At 57.8% G+C, this 17764-nt stretch carries 15 protein-coding genes; 4 read left to right on the forward strand and 11 right to left on the reverse strand.

Annotation, left to right across the window (positions count from 1 at the left end; all coding sequences use genetic code 11):
- Nucleotides 1–28 precede the first annotated feature (28 nt).
- From AC0L8G_RS11600 to AC0L8G_RS11630, 7 genes are all read right to left on the reverse strand, one after another.
- The gene (locus AC0L8G_RS11600; protein ID WP_473384353.1) at nt 29–1480 is read right to left on the reverse strand and encodes a hypothetical protein; all 1452 of its coding nucleotides are present in this window, start codon (nt 1478–1480) and stop codon (nt 29–31) included.
- Nucleotides 1481–1919: 439 nt separating this feature from the next.
- Nucleotides 1920–2759, reverse strand: a complete 840-nt coding sequence (locus tag AC0L8G_RS11605) for an SDR family oxidoreductase (protein ID WP_473384354.1) — start codon at nt 2757–2759, stop codon at nt 1920–1922.
- Between the two features lie 123 nt (nt 2760–2882).
- Nucleotides 2883–3482 (reverse strand): hypothetical protein, encoded by a 600-nt coding sequence (locus tag AC0L8G_RS11610; RefSeq protein WP_473384355.1) that lies wholly within the window; start codon nt 3480–3482, stop codon nt 2883–2885.
- Between the two features lie 153 nt (nt 3483–3635).
- Entirely contained in the window at nt 3636–5267 is a 1632-nt protein-coding gene (locus AC0L8G_RS11615; protein WP_473384356.1) for a CTP synthase, read from the reverse strand.
- Between the two features lie 92 nt (nt 5268–5359).
- Nucleotides 5360–5842, reverse strand: coding sequence for a preprotein translocase subunit SecG (gene secG / locus AC0L8G_RS11620; RefSeq protein ID WP_473384357.1), 483 nt, complete (start codon nt 5840–5842; stop codon nt 5360–5362).
- Between the two features lie 176 nt (nt 5843–6018).
- Nucleotides 6019–6861 (reverse strand): 2OG-Fe(II) oxygenase, encoded by an 843-nt coding sequence (locus tag AC0L8G_RS11625; protein WP_473384358.1) that lies wholly within the window; start codon nt 6859–6861, stop codon nt 6019–6021.
- A gap of 167 nt (nt 6862–7028) precedes the next feature.
- On the reverse strand, nt 7029–8849 hold the full coding sequence (locus AC0L8G_RS11630; RefSeq protein ID WP_473384359.1) for a DUF885 domain-containing protein: 1821 nt from the start codon (nt 8847–8849) through the stop codon (nt 7029–7031).
- 266 nt (nt 8850–9115) lie between these two features.
- Here AC0L8G_RS11630 and AC0L8G_RS11635 point away from each other — a divergent pair, with 266 nt between their 5' ends.
- The 4 genes from AC0L8G_RS11635 (at nt 9116) to rplA (ending at nt 13767) form a co-directional block, all read left to right on the forward strand.
- Nucleotides 9116–10543: a pyruvate dehydrogenase complex E1 component subunit beta gene (locus tag AC0L8G_RS11635; RefSeq protein ID WP_473384360.1), complete on the forward strand. Its 1428-nt coding sequence runs from the start codon at nt 9116–9118 to the stop codon at nt 10541–10543.
- A 57-nt stretch (nt 10544–10600) separates the two neighbouring features.
- Nucleotides 10601–11935, forward strand: coding sequence for a pyruvate dehydrogenase complex dihydrolipoamide acetyltransferase (locus AC0L8G_RS11640; RefSeq protein WP_473384361.1), 1335 nt, complete (start codon nt 10601–10603; stop codon nt 11933–11935).
- Nucleotides 11936–12640: 705 nt separating this feature from the next.
- On the forward strand, nt 12641–13069 hold the full coding sequence (rplK, locus tag AC0L8G_RS11645) for a 50S ribosomal protein L11 (protein WP_473384362.1): 429 nt from the start codon (nt 12641–12643) through the stop codon (nt 13067–13069).
- Between the two features lie 5 nt (nt 13070–13074).
- On the forward strand, nt 13075–13767 hold the full coding sequence (rplA, locus tag AC0L8G_RS11650) for a 50S ribosomal protein L1 (protein WP_473384363.1): 693 nt from the start codon (nt 13075–13077) through the stop codon (nt 13765–13767).
- A 47-nt stretch (nt 13768–13814) separates the two neighbouring features.
- On the opposite strand, the gene AC0L8G_RS11655 is transcribed toward rplA, so the two are convergent.
- The 4 genes from AC0L8G_RS11655 to AC0L8G_RS11670 are packed head-to-tail and all read right to left on the reverse strand — an operon-like array spanning nt 13815 to nt 17728.
- Complete coding sequence (locus AC0L8G_RS11655; RefSeq protein WP_473384364.1) at nt 13815–15548, reverse strand: M48 family metalloprotease; 1734 nt, start codon at nt 15546–15548, stop codon at nt 13815–13817.
- 13 nt (nt 15549–15561) lie between these two features.
- The gene (locus tag AC0L8G_RS11660) at nt 15562–15996 is read right to left on the reverse strand and encodes a hypothetical protein (RefSeq protein ID WP_473384365.1); all 435 of its coding nucleotides are present in this window, start codon (nt 15994–15996) and stop codon (nt 15562–15564) included.
- On the reverse strand, nt 15993–16466 hold the full coding sequence (locus AC0L8G_RS11665; RefSeq protein WP_473384366.1) for a CHASE2 domain-containing protein: 474 nt from the start codon (nt 16464–16466) through the stop codon (nt 15993–15995). Before AC0L8G_RS11665 ends, AC0L8G_RS11660 begins: the two co-directional genes overlap by 4 nt.
- A 5-nt stretch (nt 16467–16471) precedes the next feature.
- Complete coding sequence (locus AC0L8G_RS11670) at nt 16472–17728, reverse strand: CHASE2 domain-containing protein (RefSeq protein ID WP_473384367.1); 1257 nt, start codon at nt 17726–17728, stop codon at nt 16472–16474.
- Nucleotides 17729–17764: the final 36 nt, after the last annotated feature.

Genomic DNA, 17764 nt, shown 5'->3' on the forward strand with positions numbered 1-17764 from the left:
CCGCCAATCCGTCAAGCGCCGCCTCGGGTCAGATCAATTCGGCGCGCCGGTCGCGCCGGCTTCCAGCTTGCTGCGCTGCTGGAAGAATCGTATCGATAACATCATTGGACGTTGTCATGCCCCTGACGCGCTCGGCTTTGGTGAAGCCGGGGATCGAACTTTCCGCTTCGAGCAGCCCTTCCGTGAGCGTGCAGGCTTGATGATAGATCAATGCGTCGCCGATGGAGCGCTCAAGCGTGTAGCTGGCGATGCTGACAAGCGCCACGGGTTTCTGCTCGGTTTCCAGAATCGTGATGGTGGTTTCGCCGCCCCTGGATTCAACTGTCAGATCGGCTTTTGGCGGAACCTCATCCTTGTTGCCGTTGCCGTTGTCATTAATGTCACCGGAATCAGGTGTCCCGTCTCCAGCGTTTGCTTTCGGCGATGGCGTTTCCTCAAGATTCACGACCAAGAGGTAGTTTTGATCGGGGTCGATTTGGGCGAGTTCCGAAGCGCTGAAGGTCTGGCCGGAATCGTGGATTTTCCCGTCGCGCATGTAATACGCAACCACCTCTGTCACCACTTTCGGCAGATCATATTCATCCGTGTCGCCCTTTTTTTCGAGTGTGCGAAAACGGCGATTGTGAATGGCGCCGGCGATGCGATTTCTGCGCGAGGCAATGCCCGAATATATCGTCGTCAGCGCTTGCTGCTGGAAAAAGGCGCTCTCAAATTCCGAACTCAGGCCGGAGGATATGCCGGCTGCGCCCGCCAGCGCCCGCGCCACGCCGGCATCGGTGAAAATCGATCCCAGTCCGCCAAGCGTTGTGGTGAGCCCGCCAAAAGCGGCCTGAATAACCGCGCGATTGTCAGACACATTTTCCTGGAAAATGCGGCAATACTCATCGGAATGGCGCATGACGGAGTCCTGAATTTCGTTGCGCTTCAGCGCGAGCGCATAGCTCGTCGCCTTGCGCTTTTGAAAGTCATCCATACGTCCGAGCGGAAAAACACGTTCGCTATCGCTGTTGCTTTTGTTTTGAGTGTCGGGGTCAGGCGTCTCTGACTTGAAAGAATTTTCCAGGTCTGAATATATCGACGCCATATCATCCCGGCCCACATCCGTCTTGTTCCTGCCGACGCCGAAATTTGAGTTGTAATATCGAAACTCAATATTTGTCATGAAATAGGTCTCGAACGCAGCAACGGCGCATTGCAGATCGGTCGCGCTGAAGTCATCGCTTTTTTTAATTTCGGCGGGTTGCTTTTTTCCTTGTTCGTTTTCACTGGCCGAGGCTGATTTGGCGGATGCGGAATCCGCGCAATAAGTGTTCTTTAATTCTGCGCGCCTGTTTTCCGGATCGATCATGTTGACCAGATCGAGTTTTTCCAGCGGCTCCCCCTCAATTGGAAAGTTTGCCGCTGTCAGGCTGACCGAATTGCGCGTAGACGCGCAGCCGACAAGCGCGGTTGTAATCATAATCGGAATTAGAATTTTCATATGCCCACCCCATTTGTGAATGCTGAACAGCATTTTTCAAATAAAAGGGCGCTTCCCCCGCGTCCTTTGCGAAAAGTACAACATGGATGAATTGTGTGGCGCAAGTAATAGTCAAGGATACCATAGTGTAATCATTTATGGTGCGATTAGCATTACTTGCGGCCGCCTGCGTCCTGAATGCAGATAAGGCGCTGTTTCCGCTGCAGTCTGAAGGATGCTTGTCTACTGCGATGTTGGCGTTTTGCACCGCATATGGGCAGTGTCAAAATTTGTGCGGTGCATTTTTCCGGACGCAGTTCCACCCCAATAGCGGGAATCGATCTTCGCAAAATTCATCACTTGTGATGAATTCTTGTCTGAAACCCGCATTCGGTGCGTAGTTATCCCCCGCATAAAAAACGGCCTTATCCTTTCTGGCGATGAAAGGAGTGCGCGATGTTTATTTGCGGAATTTGTCCATGCCGTTGACCCGTTCGAGAATACGGTCGGTGAGCGCCGAGGGCAGGAAGTTTCTGAGCGCGATCGCATATGTCATTTGCGGCGGCGCGGTGTATCGCGATTGCGGCCGGTCGGCGGTGAGCGCCTGATGCACAGCCTCCGCCACAACAACGGGCGAGGGTGCGACGGGGTGCTGGCGCTCGAACCAGGCTTTGAAGGTGCGCACCTGATCGCCATAAGTCTCATCATTCTCGTGGCGCGCAAGCGATTGCGCCTCATGGGCGCCGAAAGGCGTGTTGATGGCGCCGGGGCGCACGACAGACACCTTGATCCCGTGGGGAACCAATTCACGGCGCAGGGAATCCGAAAGCCCTTCGACAGCGTGTTTGGTGGCGGCGTAGGCGCCTTGAAACGGCGAGGCGATGCGGCCTGTGAGCGAGCCGATATTGACGATGCGCCCGCGCCCGGCGGCGCGCATTTGCGGCAGCACCGCTTGCGTGACGGAAACGAGGCCAAAGACATTGGTCTCGAACATGGCGCGCCATTCCGCGAGGGCGAGTTTTTCAACCGGCCCCATTTCGGAGGCGCCCGCATTGTTGACGAGGCCGTAAAGCGTCACATTTTCTTTCGCGATGGCGTCGAGCGCGCTGGCGATAGAGGTCTGGTCCGTCACATCCATGGCGAGCGGGGTGATGCGGCCCGCGCCGACGCCGCTCAGCGTTTTCAATTTGTCGATGCTGCGCGCGGCTGCGAAGACGCGAAAGCCTTTATGGGCGAGAAACACGGCGCATTCCTCGCCAATGCCGCTCGATGCGCCGGTAACCAGGACGGATTGATACAAGGGAGGGTGCTCCTTCGGTTATTGCCGCCGATCCTATCCCTCATCGCAGCGCGAGGCAAAAAAAGACGCCGCAGCGAGGGCTGCGGCGTCAGGCTTATGAATGCGCGCGGGGGTGCTGGGGCGTTAGCGCGCAGTCATAGGGTCGCGTTTGCGCCGGGTCGCAAAGCCAAGGCCCAAAATGCCCGAAAGCAACAATGGCAGCGCGGCGGGGACCGGCACCGGGCTGGCTTCAGCGTCGACATTGATGTTGAAGTCAGGCAGCGCCGCGCCGAAATTGCGGAAGGCGACGCCGGTGAGTTCAAAATCGACCGCCGCAGACGAAACAAACCCGATCATGAAGCTTTGAAGCGCGGAGCCGCCTTCGGTCGTGCCGTCCGGGTTGGTCACAAGGAACGCGCCAAGCGACGTTCCGCTCTGGAAAAACTCGATCATCAAATTCGAAAAGCCCGAGGCCACAACCGATTGGCCGGGAAGAACTTCATCGAAGGAAACATCGGCATAGACATTCGCGCCGGTGACGCCGGGCGTGATGTCGAAACTGCCGCTGGCGGCGTAGGCGCCGGGCGAAACGTCATTATCTTCAATCGCAATGGGGCTGGTCGCGGAAAGCGCGCCGCTTTCGGCGATGTTGCAGCTCCCCAATACGCAAGGCGTTGCTTCAGCGGCGCCAAGGCTTGCGCTGGCGGCGAAGGCGACGGCGATTGCGGTATTCGTGAAATTCATGCGTTGGGTGCTCCTGTTGTCCGGTCCGGGTTCAACAAGGCAATGCGCTGCAGCGGAATTCGTTCCGCATCGCAGCGAGATTTAATTCAGTTTTTTCGCAGGCGACGGGAAGCGGTAGCTCAACCCCGCACAGGAAATGCCCGCGCGCCGCGCCTAGACCAGGCGCGAGCGCTTCACCGCTGCATCAATAAACGACGCGAACAAAGGATGCGGATCGAACGGCCGGGATTTCAGTTCCGGGTGATATTGCACGCCGATGAACCAGGGATGCGCGGGGATTTCCATGATCTCGGGCAATTCGCCATCGGGCGAGGTGCCGGAAAAGATGACCCCATGTTCGGCCAGACGGTCCGCCCAGCCCATATCGACCTCAAAGCGGTGCCGGTGGCGCTCGGTGATTTCCGTCGCGCCATAGGCTTCCGCGACGCGGCTGCCCGGTTTCAGTTTCGCCGGATAGGCGCCGAGGCGCATGGTGCCGCCCAGATCGCCGCCTTCCTTGCGCGTCTCGGTTTCATTTCCGCGCGTCCATTCGGTCATCAGGCCGACAACCGGCTTGCTGCAGGCGGAAAATTCCGAAGAACTGGCGTCCTGTTCGCCGACAAGATTGCGCGCCGCTTCGATGATCGCCATTTGCATGCCGAAACAGATGCCGAAATAGGGGATCTCTTTTTCGCGGGCGAAGGTCGCCGCCTTGATCTTGCCTTCCGCGCCGCGCTCGCCAAAGCCGCCGGGCACGAGAATGCCGTGCACGCCCTCAAGCGCGGAAATCGCTTCTTCTTCCTTTTCGAAGACGTCGCTTTCAATCCACTCAATATTGACGCGGACATTGTTCGCGATGCCGCCATGGGCGATCGCCTCGATGAGGGATTTATAGGCGTCCTTGAGAACCGTGTATTTGCCGACGACGGCGATGGTGACTTCGCCATCGGGCGCGGTGACGCGGTGTACGATTTCTTTCCAGCCATCCAGCTTGGGCTCGGGCGGATTTTTCACGCCGAACGCATCCAGCACTTCGCTGTCAAAGCCTTCCTTGTGATAGGTCAGCGGCACCTCATAGATGGTGCGGCAGTCAAGCGCCTGCACCACGGCGGAAGAACGCACATTACAGAACAGCGCGATCTTGCGGCGTTCATCCTGCGGGATGTCGCGGTCGGCGCGCACCAAGAGAACGTCCGGCTGAATGCCGATGGCGCGCAATTCGCGGACCGAATGCTGGGTCGGCTTGGTTTTCAACTCGCCTGCCGAGGGGATGAACGGCATCAAGGTCAGGTGAACGTAAACCGCGTCGCCGCGCGGCAATTCATTGCCAAGCTGGCGGATCGCTTCGAAGAAGGGGAGCGCTTCAATATCGCCGACCGTGCCGCCGATTTCGCACAACACAAAGTCAGCGCCGCCGGCGTCGGAAAGCACGAATTGTTTGATCGCGTCGGTGACATGGGGAATCACCTGCACCGTCGCGCCGAGATAATCGCCGCGCCGTTCTTTCTCCAGAATGCTGGAATAGATCTGCCCGGTGGTGACATTGTCGGCCTTCGACGCCGACACGCCGGTAAACCGTTCATAGTGACCGAGGTCGAGATCGGTCTCCGCGCCGTCATCGGTAACGAAGACTTCGCCGTGCTGATAGGGCGACATAGTGCCGGGATCGACATTCAGGTAAGGGTCGAGCTTGCGCAAACGAACCTTGTAGCCACGCGCTTGAAGAAGCGCGCCCAACGCCGCCGAAGCAACACCTTTTCCGAGGGACGACACCACGCCGCCGGTAATGAATATGTACCGCGCCATGGAAGCCCGTCTTACCGAAGATTCCGGTGTAATCAAATTGTTTTTAAGCGAACGCGCCGTTTATCCGGAAAGAATTTCCGCGAGAACGCGGCTTATTCGTTCGGGGTTTCTTCCGCCGGGGCGGCGTCCTCAGCGGGCGTCTCCGCGGTTTCCGCTTCGGTGGCGGGCGCATCTACGCCCATTTCCTGCAACAGCTCTTCAGCCGTTTCCGGCGTCGCCGGCGCTTCTTCGGCGGCGCCAAGGGAATTGAGCAGGTCTTCGGTGGAAAGTTCGCCGCTCGGGCTGGTTTCCGTCGGGGCCGCGACTTCAGCGCCAGTCAGGGCGTCGAGGGCGTCTTCTGCGGTTTCGCCGCCGCCGGCGCGAATCGCCAACAAGAGCGAGGTCGCAAAAAACAAGGCCGCCAGAATGGATGTCGTGCGGGTCAGCGCATTCGCCGCGCCGCGCCCGGTCATGAAGCCGCCGCCGCTTCCGCCGCCGCCAATGCCAAGCGCGCCGCCATCGGAACGCTGCAGCAGCACGACGCCAATCAGCGCCAGCACGATCAGGGAATGGACGGTCAGGATAACGGCGGTCATGGATCAGCTCTCTGCCTTTGGGGCGCTGCCCGCCCGTGGGCTTCTATTTAGGGGGCCGGACGCCGATGTCAAAGGCTGACGCTCACGGGAGCGGGCCTCGTCCGGGCTGCCGGAAGGGGCCGGGACTTAAAGGAAACCCCGCTTTCCCGCAAGAGCTTATGCCTAGGGCCGCCTGGTCAGTGCGCCCGCAGGCGGCGGCGCACCTTGGCGATCTGGCGGTTGAGGATCGGCGGCAGGAAGTCGCCCAGCACCTCCCGTGACTTGACCTGCCAGTCCACTTCGTCGCCGGTGCCGGGCCGGGCGTAGAATTGCGTGGTCTTGGAGGCCTTCGACGGGTCCCAGGTCGGGGTGTAATAATAAAGCGCGATAGACCGGCGCGATTCCCCATTGGGGTGGTTAACCGGTTGCGGGTGGCCATGCATGGATTTGCCGGTGGTGGTGAACATCACGCAGCGATTGGCGATAGGCGTTATTTCCTGAACCTGCTCGGACATATCCGTCCGCCACAGCTCCAGCGCGCCGCCATATTCGCTCTTCCAGTCCTTGTTGAGATAGATCAGCACATTGATGCGCCGTTCAAGGTCGAGCGGTTTGTGGTGGTTGAAATCCGCATGCATGTCGAGATGGCCGCCCTGGCGCGTCTCATGGAAGCCGCCGCCGAGGAAATAGGGGTCGGGCGAGAGGCCCTTAATGCCGGTGATATTCTCGACGATTTTGATGAAGGGCCGGGAATTCAGCGAATAGAACAAATGACGCAGCGCCGGCTCCATATGATCCGGGTGGTAGCTTGTCTTGTAGCGTTCCTGATTGCGGTCGAAGCTGACGCTGTCCGGGTCCGGGCCCTTCGGGAATTTCTCGATGCACAGGTCGATCAGATTTTCGGGGAGAAAATTGTCGATCGCGATATGCGGAAACGGGTCGCCCGCCGCATAGGTTTCATGCAGCTCCTTGCCGAGCTCTTTGACCGCATCATAGTTAAAAAGGGTCGGGTCATCGGGATTGGTTGGCAGATACGACATGGGACTTCGCGCCTTTGTATACTCACTACGATATTGCCCTGCAGCATGCATAGAACAGGCCGCTGCGCATTGACAAATGTCAATTTACTGCGCTGGCGACCCGCGAATAAGAAAAATCGCGGATGGCAAGGTTAACGGCGCGGCCCCTTCCGCCTTTGGCCCGGCCGTCAGCCCTTCTGGTCGGCGACCCATTCGTTAGCGACGTCGCGCAGCAGGCCGAGCGGCATGGCGCCGTTCATCAGGATCATTTCGTTAAATTCACGCAGATCGAACTCGTCGCCAAGTTCCGCTTCCGCGTGGGCGCGAATATCGAGGATCGCGAGCTGGCCGGTTTTGTAGGCGGTGGCCTGTCCCGGCCAGACCGCATAGCGCTCAATCTCGCGGGTGACCTCTTCGTCCGTCATGCCGGTTTTCGAGATCATATAGTCGATGGCTTCCTCGCGTGACCATCTTTTCGCGTGCATGCCGGTGTCTACGACGAGCCGGACCGCGCGGAACATTTCCGCCTGAAGCCGCCCGAGATCGCCAAGCGGATCGTCGTCATAAAGGCCCATATCGGTTTTTGCGATCCGTTCGGCATAGAGCGCCCAACCTTCAGTATACGCATTAAAAAGACCGAACTTGCGGATGGACGGGATATTTTCAATGAGCAGGGCGCGGGATATCTGGAAATGATGGCCCGGCGCGCCCTCGTGATACATCAAGGTCGGCAGCGTCCATTTCGGATTATCTGCTGTGTTTTTCTGGTTGATGAAGAACCGCCCCGGACGCGAGCCGTCCAAGGCGGGCTGGTTGTAATAGCCGCCAGGCGCGGAGTCCTGGGAATATTCCGGCACCCGGACGATTTCCAGCGGCTGCGTCGGCAGCGTAATAAAATAGTCGCCCGCGATCGACATCAGGTGGTCGTTCAGCGCTATCAGATAGGCGAGCATCTCCTGACGGCCTTCATCCGTATTGGGGAACTGCTGAGCCGGATCTTCCATGAGGATGCGGACGCGCTCGGCGACGGTTCCTTCGCTCAAGCCCTGCGCGATGAGGATCGCATCCATTTCCTGCTCAATCCGCGCAACCTCAGACAAGCCGGTCTGGTGGATTTCTTCTGCGGTGAAGTCGGTGGTGGTGTTGGATTTAAGCGCGGCGGCGTAGATTTTGTCGCCGTCCGGAATGCGCCAGATGCCGGCATTGTGGTCGGTGTTTTGAAGCATTTCCTCAAACAGCGCGATCATCGCCTCATAACCGGGAATGATTTGCGTTTCGACGGCGGTGGCGGCTTCAGCGAGGAGCGCTGCTTTCTTGTCGTCAGACAGGCCCTCTATCCCGTCCAGCTTTGCGGGCAGTGTGGTCACCAGCGGATTTGCTGATGCGCCGCCTTCGATGAAGGACCGCATACCGGCAAGCGACTTTTCGATGACGAAATCAGGCGGCGTGACGCCGTGGTCGCGGTCGTCTTCGACGCGGGTTTTGACTTCGTTCAAGACCCGGCCAAATTCGTTGAGGCGCGAGAGGTAACGCGTCACGCTCTTTTCATTCTTGATGACATGGGTGTCGGTCAGGAAGGCGGGCGTGTCGACAAGAACGCCGGAAATCTGATTGACGCGATAGCCGCCATTAACAAACTCAGCCTGGCGAATGAGATCGTCAAAAAACCATGCGGTGAGCCGCCAGGACAGGAGCTCTTGTCCTTCAAGGCCGTCCGGTCCGTATTTGTCGAGGCCGGCGCGGGCATTCTTGAGGCGGGCGATCAGCTCTTCTTCGTGTTCCTTGGTGTGATCGTCGAGCTTGCCGCTATGGAAATCGAGCGGCGTATTGTCGATTGCGCCGATATTGGACAGCAATTCCGGACTGCCGAGCAGGAAAGTCTGGAGCGTGACTTTGTTGATGTAATTATTGACGCCGACCGGGGTGAACCAGAACCACATCGACATGGCGGCCAACGCCGCGATGACTAACAAAACAAGCCCGCCGAAAATTCTTCCAATCCAACGCATGGAATCGCCCCTCCAAAATCCTATGCAAATTTTTCCCTGGGGCCGACTATCGCGCAGTATCGCAAAAGTGGCGAGGCCTGCCCGTCGCGGCGAAACGCCCATTCATCGCGATACAAGCCGCTCCGCCGCGGATTTTGGCGTCAGAACGGCAAATCCTGCATGCGCATTATGGACTTAGCTATGCAGATTACCTCTTGTCTGCCTGCCGACGCAGCGGCTAGGAAGGGGCTGAATTGGTCCCTCACTCGGAAAGTCGAGACATATCAATGCCAACGCCGATCCTCATGCCTGCTCTCTCCCCAACCATGGAAGAGGGCACCCTCTCCAAGTGGAATGTCAAAGAAGGCGACACGGTTTCGTCGGGCGATGTCATCGCCGAAATCGAGACTGACAAGGCCACCATGGAGGTCGAGGCGGTGGATGAGGGAATAATCGGCAAGATCCTCGTCGCCGAGGGCACCGAGAATGTGAAGGTTAACGACCCGATCGCCGTGCTCATGGAAGATGGCGAAAGCGCCGACGATATCGACATGTCGGCTATGAATGGCGCGTCGTCTTCGTCCTTCGAGACGGCTGCTACGCAGCCTCCTCAGGATGAAGACCCATCCAAAAGCCTTCATCCTGAGGAGCCTTCGCAAAGCGAAGGCGTCTCGAAGGACGCAGGATTTGCAAAAGCCGCCGCTGATCCGGAACTGCCCGCCGATGTGACGATGGTTCCGACCACCATCCGCGACGCCTTGCGCGACGCCATGGCCGAGGAGATGCGCCGCGACGAAGACGTGTTCCTGATGGGCGAGGAAGTCGCCGAATATCAGGGCGCCTATAAAGTTTCGCGCGGCTTGCTCGAAGAATTTGGCGACCGCCGCGTGGTTGATACGCCGATCACCGAATATGGCTTCGCCGGTCTCGGCGTCGGTGCGGCATTCGCCGGGCTGAAACCCATCGTCGAATTCATGACCTGGAACTTCGCCATGCAGGCGATTGACCACATCATCAACTCCGCCGCCAAGACCCGTTACATGTCCGGCGGCCAGATGGGCTCGCCCATCGTCTTCCGCGGACCGAACGCCGCCGCGTCGCGCGTCGCCGCGCAGCACAGCCAGGACTATGCGCCCTGGTATATGAACATTCCCGGCCTGTTCGTGATCTCGCCATTCTCTGCATCGGATGCGAAGGGCTTGCTCAAAGCCGCGATCCGCAATCCGAACCCGGTGGTCTTCCTTGAGCATGAATTGCTCTATGGCGACACGATGGACGTACCGGATGTGGAAGACTGGGTGCTGCCCATCGGCAAGGCGAAAGTCGCGCGCGAAGGCAGCGACGTCACCATCGTCTCCTATTCGCGCGGCGTGAAATTCGCGCTTGAAGCGGCGGAGATTTTAGCGGGCGAGGGCGTCTCAGCGGAAGTTGTCGATCTGCGCACCTTGCGGCCGCTCGATATCGAAACCGTGCTTGCATCGGTCAAAAAAACCAATCGCATCGTCACTGTCGAGGAAGGGTGGGCGCCATGCGGCGTCGGCGCTGAAATCGGCTGGCAAGTGACGCAGCACGCCTTCGACTATCTCGACGCCCCGCCGGCGCGCGTGACCCAGGAAGACACGCCTCTGCCATACGCGGCCAATCTCGAAGTCTTGAGCCTTCCGAATGCGGACAAAGTCGTGAAGGCGGTGAAAGCCGTGATGTACAGGGATTGACTACATTGTCGCTGACAAGCCAATCCTGCGCCTTCTTACTCGCCAAGGACTGAACATATGCCAACTCCAATTCTCATGCCCGCCCTGTCGCCGACCATGGAGGAAGGCACGCTTTCCAAATGGAACGTCAAGGAAGGCGACAAGGTCTCTTCCGGCGACATCATCGCGGAGATCGAAACCGACAAGGCGACCATGGAAGTGGAGGCCGTCGATGAAGGGACGGTCGGCAAAATTCTCATTTCCGAAGGCGCGGAGAATGTGAAAGTCAACACGCCGATCGCCGTGCTGCTCGAAGATGGCGAAAGCGCCGGCGATATCGATGTGAGCGCGCTTGGCGCAAGCGCTTCGTCCTTCGAGACGCCGAAGCCTGCGGCTTCGGCTCCTCAGGATGAAGCTGCTGCACAACCCAAGAAAAGCCTTCACCCTGAGGAGGGCGCGAATGCGCCCGTCTCGAAGGGCGAAGGCGCTAAACCCAACGGCCGCATCATGGCGTCGCCGCTGGCCAAACGCATTGCGAAAAACGAAGGCGTCGATCTTGCCGCGCTGACCGGCACCGGCCCCCATGGCCGCATCGTCAAAAGCGATGTTGAAAAGGCGATGAAAGAAGGAACCGGTAAGGCCGCGTCCGCCTCCGCCATGGCGCCGGCGCAGATCGCGCCGGCTTCGGTTGATGCGCGGCTCTATCCGGCGGACAGCTACACGGCGGTCAAGCTCGACGGCATGCGCAAAGTCATCGCGCGCCGCCTGACCCAAAGCTTCAATCAGGAAGTGCCGCATTTCCCGCTCAATATCGATATTGAACTGGACACATTGCTGGCGGCTCGCGCGCGTATCAACGCCACATCGCCGAAAGACGGCGAGGGCGCCTTCAAGCTCTCGGTCAATGATTTCATTCTGAAAGCCTCCGCCATGGCGCTGAAAGCTGTTCCGGCGGCGAATGCGACTTACACGGATGAAGCGATCCTGCTGCACAAGCACGCCGATATCGGCGTCGCCGTGGCGATCGATGGCGGGCTGATCACGCCGATCGTCTGGAAGGCCGAAGAAAAGGGCCTCAAACAGATATCCGCCGAAGTCAAAGACATGGCCGCCCGCGCGAGGCTCAAAAAGCTGAAGCCCGAGGAATATCAGGGCGGCACCTTCTCGGTCTCCAATCTCGGCATGTTCGGGATCACCTCCTTCGCCTCCATCGTGAACCAGCCTCATGGGGCGATCATGTCGGTCGGCGCCGGGGAACAGCGGGCGGTTGTTCGCGATGGCGAGATCGTGGCGCGAACGATGATGACCGTGACGCTGACCTGCGACCACCGGGTGGTCGACGGCGCTGTCGGGGCCCAATTCCTCGGCGCGTTCAAGGCGTTTATTGAGGAACCTGCGGCGATGCTGCTTTAGGCGAGCCTATTGCAAGCGCGATTCCGGCGGATAGTTGCAGATTCCGGCAATTCGGAACAATCCGCCCCTTCAGTTATTTTCATATAAAACAAATACTTACCATGCTTATGCTCTGGGTGAGGGTAGGATAGTATAACATTTCGTGATGTTGCGACGCAAAATGGACACATTTTAGCCGCGACTTCTGGCCAATTGATTGCAATATTCTGCTCATCGAGAGGGTGTTGCGTTCAACCTCACGAAGGCGAGGCGGTCAGCCTTCTCTCTCCCCCGTGCTGATTTCGCCTCGCCGCCCTCTTATTCTGGGCCGTATTATTCCAACTTTTGAGATCATCCCGCCCGCGCCTTGCAAGAATCCCGGGCGTAAGTTTATAACATCACGGAAGCGCGCCGGCGCCGCTACTGAGCGCCAGCGTCCTGTCAGTTTTGTTGCGTAGAGTTTTGTTGTGTTGCGTTCCGGGGCGGGCGGTCTCAAGTCCCCCATAGAGGCCGCCCGTTCTCACACGCGTTAACCTGCCGCGTTCCTTACATTTCGCCCTTGCGAACAGTCTCCGTCTCCTCTATGACGCGCGGCTTCGCGGGAGGTTTTCGGGCGTAAGTCCATGCCCGCGGGCGAAAGCCCGCTATCAAGAAAACCAGACCGCGACCCTTCAACGGGCCAAGCTGTTAAGTCGGCGCGGCCGCCATAAACGAGAAGGCTATAAAATGGCGAAGAAAATCTCTGGCTACCTGAAACTTCAGGTGCCGGCGGGATCCGCGACACCGTCGCCCCCGATCGGCCCGGCGCTCGGCCAGCGTGGTCTGAACATCATGGAATTCTGCAAGGCGTTTAACGCCAAGACGCAGGAAATGGAAAAAGGGATGCCGATTCCGGTCGTCATCACGATTTTCTCCGACAAATCGTTCACCTTTACGATGAAGACGCCGCCGGCGTCTTACTACCTCAAGAAAGCCGCCAAGCTTCAAAAGGGCGGTCAAACGCCTGGCAAAGCGGTCGCCGGCACCGTGACCACGGCTCAGTGCCGTGAAATCGCGGAAGCGAAAATGAAAGATCTCAACGCCAACGATCTCGATGCGGCGACAAAGATCATCATGGGATCAGCGCGGGCCATGGGCCTCGAGGTGCAGGGGTAACGGCTATGTCAAAACCAGGAAAAAGAATCCGCAAAGCACGCGAAGGCGTCGATCGCGAAAAGCTGTACACGGTCGAAGAGGCTGTTGCGGCGATCAAGGCGAACGCAGGCGCGAAGTTTGACGAGACCATCGAAATTGCGATGAATCTCGGTGTTGATCCGCGTCATGCTGACCAGATGGTCCGCGGCGTTGTTTCACTGCCAAACGGCACAGGCCGCACAGTGCGCGTTGCTGTGTTTGCAAAAGACAAGAAAGCCGAAGAAGCTTTGGCCGCCGGCGCCGACATTGTTGGCGCTGAAGACCTGATGGAAAAAATCCAGGAAGGCTTCATGGATTTTGACCGCGTCATCGCGACGCCGGACATGATGGCTGTCGTTGGCCGTCTCGGTAAGGTGCTGGGCCCGCGCGGCCTGATGCCGAACCCGAAAGTCGGCACGGTCACGCCGAATGTCGCTCAAGCGGTGAAAGACTCCAAAGGCGGCGCGGTCGAGTTCCGCGTTGAAAAGGCCGGTATCGTTCACGCTGGCGTCGGCAAGGCGAGCTTTGACGAAAAAGCGATTGCAGAGAATGTGAAAGCATTCATCGACGCAGTGGCGAAAGCAAAGCCCGCTGGCGCAAAAGGCACCTATCTGAAGCGCATCGCGCTATCATCGACGATGGGTCCTGGTGTCAAGATCGACACGGCCGGCGCTGCTTAAGCGTCGTTCAACCCTTTTAACAAGCCCGGCCTCAGGCCGGGCTTTTTTTAATCCACAATGTCCCTCAATGTCCGGCCAAATGGAATTTTGACCTTGGGCAGGCCGCCATCGCTTTCGTCCACCTCTTTCGGCATGGCGGGAGCGGCGGCTTTTTCGCAGGTGTTTGTCAGGCTTTCCTGATTGAACGCCTTGCATTTTTCCAACATGGCGAGCGCTTCTTCGTTTTTGTCCTCCGAAACCAGCACTTCGATCCGTTGAACGATCACTTCTTCTTCGCTGAATTTGCGCGAAGCAAGGTCCAGCGCCTCCATTGCCTTTGCTGCGTTTCCATTGCGCAAATGCGACGTGGAAAGGGCGAGATAGGCATGTAGCGGCGCCTCGGGCATGCGGATAACTTTTCGGTAATTGGCGATGGCGCTGTTGAGATCGCCATCTGCGAAGGCGACCGCGCCGGACGCCATAAGATAATCCCTGTTGGCGCAGTTTGAGCATGAAACGGATGAGAGAGCGTTTCGCGCGCCTTCAATGTCATTGGCGGCGAGCAACTGCATCGCCTGTGCTGCTGCTGCGGAGGGCGTGAATTCCTTTTTCAGCAACGCATTGTATTGGTCAGACGGGGTGCGGTCGACTGCACCAAACATAGCGAGCGAAGCGTCAGCTTGTTCTTCGGGGCGCCCATAAAAACGGTCGTGATAGGTTTCAATCGCCTTCACGCGATCAGAGGCGCTGTAATACAAATGCACCTTATCTTTGTCGAAGCGCTTCTTGACCCAGCCGAGAACTCGCGCGCCCCCGTAAAAAACAAGCTGTGATTTGGCCATGTTCTCAAATCCATCGGGATCGGAAAGGAGCTGAGCGGGCGCGTTTGCGGCGATAGACTTGGTTGCGTCGGCCATTGTTTCCCCGACGTCTTTCGCGGCGGCGTTCAGCTTCGCTTTGGTCGAGTCGTCATAATTCTTGTAGAATTTTCGCAAGGGCTGAGCGCCAAGACGCGGCTCCGATTTCGCTTTGGGATGCTTCAAAAGATCGACCGCCAAAAAGTCTGCGAGCTGTTCTTCATCGCGCACATAGGGCGCATAGACAGCGCGATAGAGTTCAACCTCGATCCATGGGCTGGCGGCAAGCGCCGTCATATAGCCCTTTTGTGCTTTCTGGAGTGCTGGCGCGGCTTGATGGTCCGCATATTTCGCATCAATTGCTGAAACCGTGGTCATGACCTTCAGGCCCTGGATCATCGGTTCGCGCACCTCAGTGGATTTCATGGTCTCCTGGTAGCGGCGAGGGTGGCCGTAAAGCACATGCGCATATTCATGGGCCAGAAAAAAAGCGATGGCGTTCAACGCGGCGTTATGCTCTTGCCCTTCCTCCTCAAGCATGAGCGAGTCATATTCGCCAACAGCGGCAAGAAGTCCTGTGGAAACGACAATTAAGTCCGGCGAAAGGGCGCGCGCCTCCTCGCTCTGGCTAGAGAAGATTTTCACCTCCGGCACGACGTTCGGCGCCGGTCCGTTTGCGGCAATCACGCCTAATGTGTCATTGAGAAATTTCGCCATGCCGGAAAAGCCGCCGCTCACCACATTGAGGCGGCTCAAATCAGCGCTGGTGAAGGTCGTATATGCGCCGGACCCGGGTGCGGCGTCGCCGGAGGCGAGTGGTTTGAATTCTTCGGCGGAGTAGGACTCGATGACAATCGCGTCGGGAATTTTGGGCTTCTTGGCTTCCGCCATTGTGCTGAGTGCGGTTGAGGCCAGTGCGAGACATAACAAAGTCGAAAGACGCATCGGTTGTTCCTTCTCAGTGTAGGGATGTTGGGCGCGAATTGAAGTTTTGCTTATTTGCAGGGTTGCATGCCGTTGCGCCCGCTTGTGTCGCCGGATCCGGGGCTGGCGAGCGGTTTGGCGCCGCCGGAGCCGCCGGTGGGGGCGCAGGCGGCGCCTGAAAGAATTTGGACTTTTCAACAAAGTAGTTGGCGCCGTCTTTCTTCCACCAGAGGAAAAACCGGGCATGGCCGCAATCATAAAGCTTCATCGGATAGTCGATGGCGCAGCGCCCTACAGTTTTTGCGACAGCCGGCGTTTCGCCATTGACGACAAAAAGCTCAAGCGGATCGGCGAGCACATCCGTATCTTTAGCGGCGACAGTGGAGCAGGAAGGCGGCGCATCAAGAATCTGCGCATGTGCTGAACCAAAGAGGGTTAGAACTGGGGCAATCACAAGGAGGTTTTTCATGCGTTTGTCTCCGAAGGTTTTTTTACAAAGATTTCCAGATAAACAGATGCGCCAATCATCGTGATTATGATTTGCAACAAGTTGAGCGGCGGCCAGTGCATCAAGACGCCCGTTACAACGCCAAGTAACATGAAGGTGGCGATAGCAATGATGTAAAGCGCCGTTCTCGCGTATGACTTAAGCAGCTTATCTTTGATCAGGGCGAGAGGTTGGCGCTGAATTTCCCGCAAAATAAAGAGAGAAAAGAGCAGCAGCAAAGTTGTCAAGAAATCTGCAAAGTCTGCGCCGCCTAAGCCCTCCGCAGGCGGACGTTGCACATTTTCTCCCTTGGTCAGGAAATTGTCGAACGCCATTGCGTGCACCATCACGCCGGGGACACGGCCATAAAGCAGTGTTTCAACAGAATCCGACAGGCTGGGCATATCGGCGCCCACGAAGACATATCGCCCCTTAAAGGCGTCATCGGGCATATCCGTTATTTCTGCTGCACGGTACGCTTCGTGATAGGTGCAGTCGGCGGTGCTTGGTGGTCGATCATTTCTGACCAGCAGTCTTTCAAACGCAAGTTGAACGACTTTCCGAAAACTTCTTTTTCAAGGCGGCAGTGGCTGTTCCATTCATGAGCGTCGGCGGTGTCTGCGAGTGCGGTCTGTTTTGATCCAAAGCCCCATTTCACAATGATGTCGTCACGATGGCTGGCCCAATTTTTAAATGATCGGCATGTGGAAGCCCGGACCGTCTTGTCCGTATTGCGGATGCCGCGCGCTTGATCCCAGCACCAGTTGAGATAAAGCGCGACTGCTGCCTGAAATCCTTTTTCATCGCCGAGAAGATAGGTGTAGCCGAATTGCTTATGGGACATCGCGTCAACGCGTACGATGGGCGAGATTTCAATGACCGGATCCTGCGAAGAGGCGCGCGGGGCGTAATATGGTTGAGTGGAGAAATTATAAAGCGGCGCCAGTCCGGGCGTGTTTGCGACGTCCGCCATGAATATTCGCGGGCCACTTGCGCGGGCGGCGTCTAGTGCGCTGACAAAGTCAGCAATATCCGTCAAATTGGGATCAATTGTCGGTGTTAGACCGAAAGCTTCGAAACCTGGGCGGATGGGGCGTCCTTGCGCATCCAGCGAATGCGCCCGCTGATATTGGAAATCAAGAAACACGGCATCGGGATTTAGTCTGCTTAAATTGCGGATCAGCTTCGCCTGGCTTCCGTAACTTGGTGGCCAGTGAGACTCGGAATGCTGATCGAGAAACTTCTGATCGATAAGGATGACGACGATTTTTTCCCAGGCAGCGCGGTCGCCGCCATAAAATGGAGCCATCACCAGACTGGCTTCTTCAGATGTTGTGTAATCGGAGGCTTCGTCCATGCTGAATGGGTTGGTGATGGCGATGAAGAGTTGAAACAGCATCAGCACCACGAGAACGGCATAAGGGAAGCGCCGGATAAATTTAGACAAGCGGGAGACTTCCTCAGGGAAGAAGACATGCTCTTGGCTCGCGCTGTCGTCCGTAGCCGAAGCATCTTCAGTAGGTGAGGCGGGGGATGTGGCGGTGTTTTCTGACGCCTCTGCTGTTTCTTTGGTGGCTTCTTTTTCTTCTTCGGCGTCTAAATCTGAGCCGCCAATCTTTGCGTCGGGTGTTTCCGAGTCGGGTTTGTCTGGATCGGGTAAGCCCGAGCCCGAGTCTGCGCCCGCTTCCGAAGGGAGATTTTCGGATTTTGCCACGCCGCCCCCGCTTGGCCCGATCACTTATCCCTACGA

The sequence above is a fragment of the Hyphococcus sp. D3-15 genome (genome assembly GCF_055809375.1).

What these genes read in the sequence shown, in the direction of transcription:
- AC0L8G_RS11635 (WP_473384360.1), top strand. Translation starts at nt 9,116, where the DNA reads ATGCCAACGCCGATCCTCATGCCTGCTCTCTCCCCAACCATGGAAGAG.
- AC0L8G_RS11665 (WP_473384366.1), bottom strand. Translation starts at nt 16,466, where the DNA reads ATGCCCGATGACGCCTTTAAGGGGCGATATGTCTTCGTGGGCGCCGAT.
- AC0L8G_RS11610 (WP_473384355.1), bottom strand. Translation starts at nt 3,482, where the DNA reads ATGAATTTCACGAATACCGCAATCGCCGTCGCCTTCGCCGCCAGCGCA.
- AC0L8G_RS11630 (WP_473384359.1), bottom strand. Translation starts at nt 8,849, where the DNA reads ATGCGTTGGATTGGAAGAATTTTCGGCGGGCTTGTTTTGTTAGTCATC.
- secG (WP_473384357.1), bottom strand. Translation starts at nt 5,842, where the DNA reads ATGACCGCCGTTATCCTGACCGTCCATTCCCTGATCGTGCTGGCGCTG.
- AC0L8G_RS11655 (WP_473384364.1), bottom strand. Translation starts at nt 15,548, where the DNA reads ATGCGTCTTTCGACTTTGTTATGTCTCGCACTGGCCTCAACCGCACTC.
- rplK (WP_473384362.1), top strand. Translation starts at nt 12,641, where the DNA reads ATGGCGAAGAAAATCTCTGGCTACCTGAAACTTCAGGTGCCGGCGGGA.
- AC0L8G_RS11660 (WP_473384365.1), bottom strand. Translation starts at nt 15,996, where the DNA reads ATGAAAAACCTCCTTGTGATTGCCCCAGTTCTAACCCTCTTTGGTTCA.
- rplA (WP_473384363.1), top strand. Translation starts at nt 13,075, where the DNA reads ATGTCAAAACCAGGAAAAAGAATCCGCAAAGCACGCGAAGGCGTCGAT.
- AC0L8G_RS11625 (WP_473384358.1), bottom strand. Translation starts at nt 6,861, where the DNA reads ATGTCGTATCTGCCAACCAATCCCGATGACCCGACCCTTTTTAACTAT.
- AC0L8G_RS11615 (WP_473384356.1), bottom strand. Translation starts at nt 5,267, where the DNA reads ATGGCGCGGTACATATTCATTACCGGCGGCGTGGTGTCGTCCCTCGGA.
- AC0L8G_RS11640 (WP_473384361.1), top strand. Translation starts at nt 10,601, where the DNA reads ATGCCAACTCCAATTCTCATGCCCGCCCTGTCGCCGACCATGGAGGAA.
- AC0L8G_RS11600 (WP_473384353.1), bottom strand. Translation starts at nt 1,480, where the DNA reads ATGAAAATTCTAATTCCGATTATGATTACAACCGCGCTTGTCGGCTGC.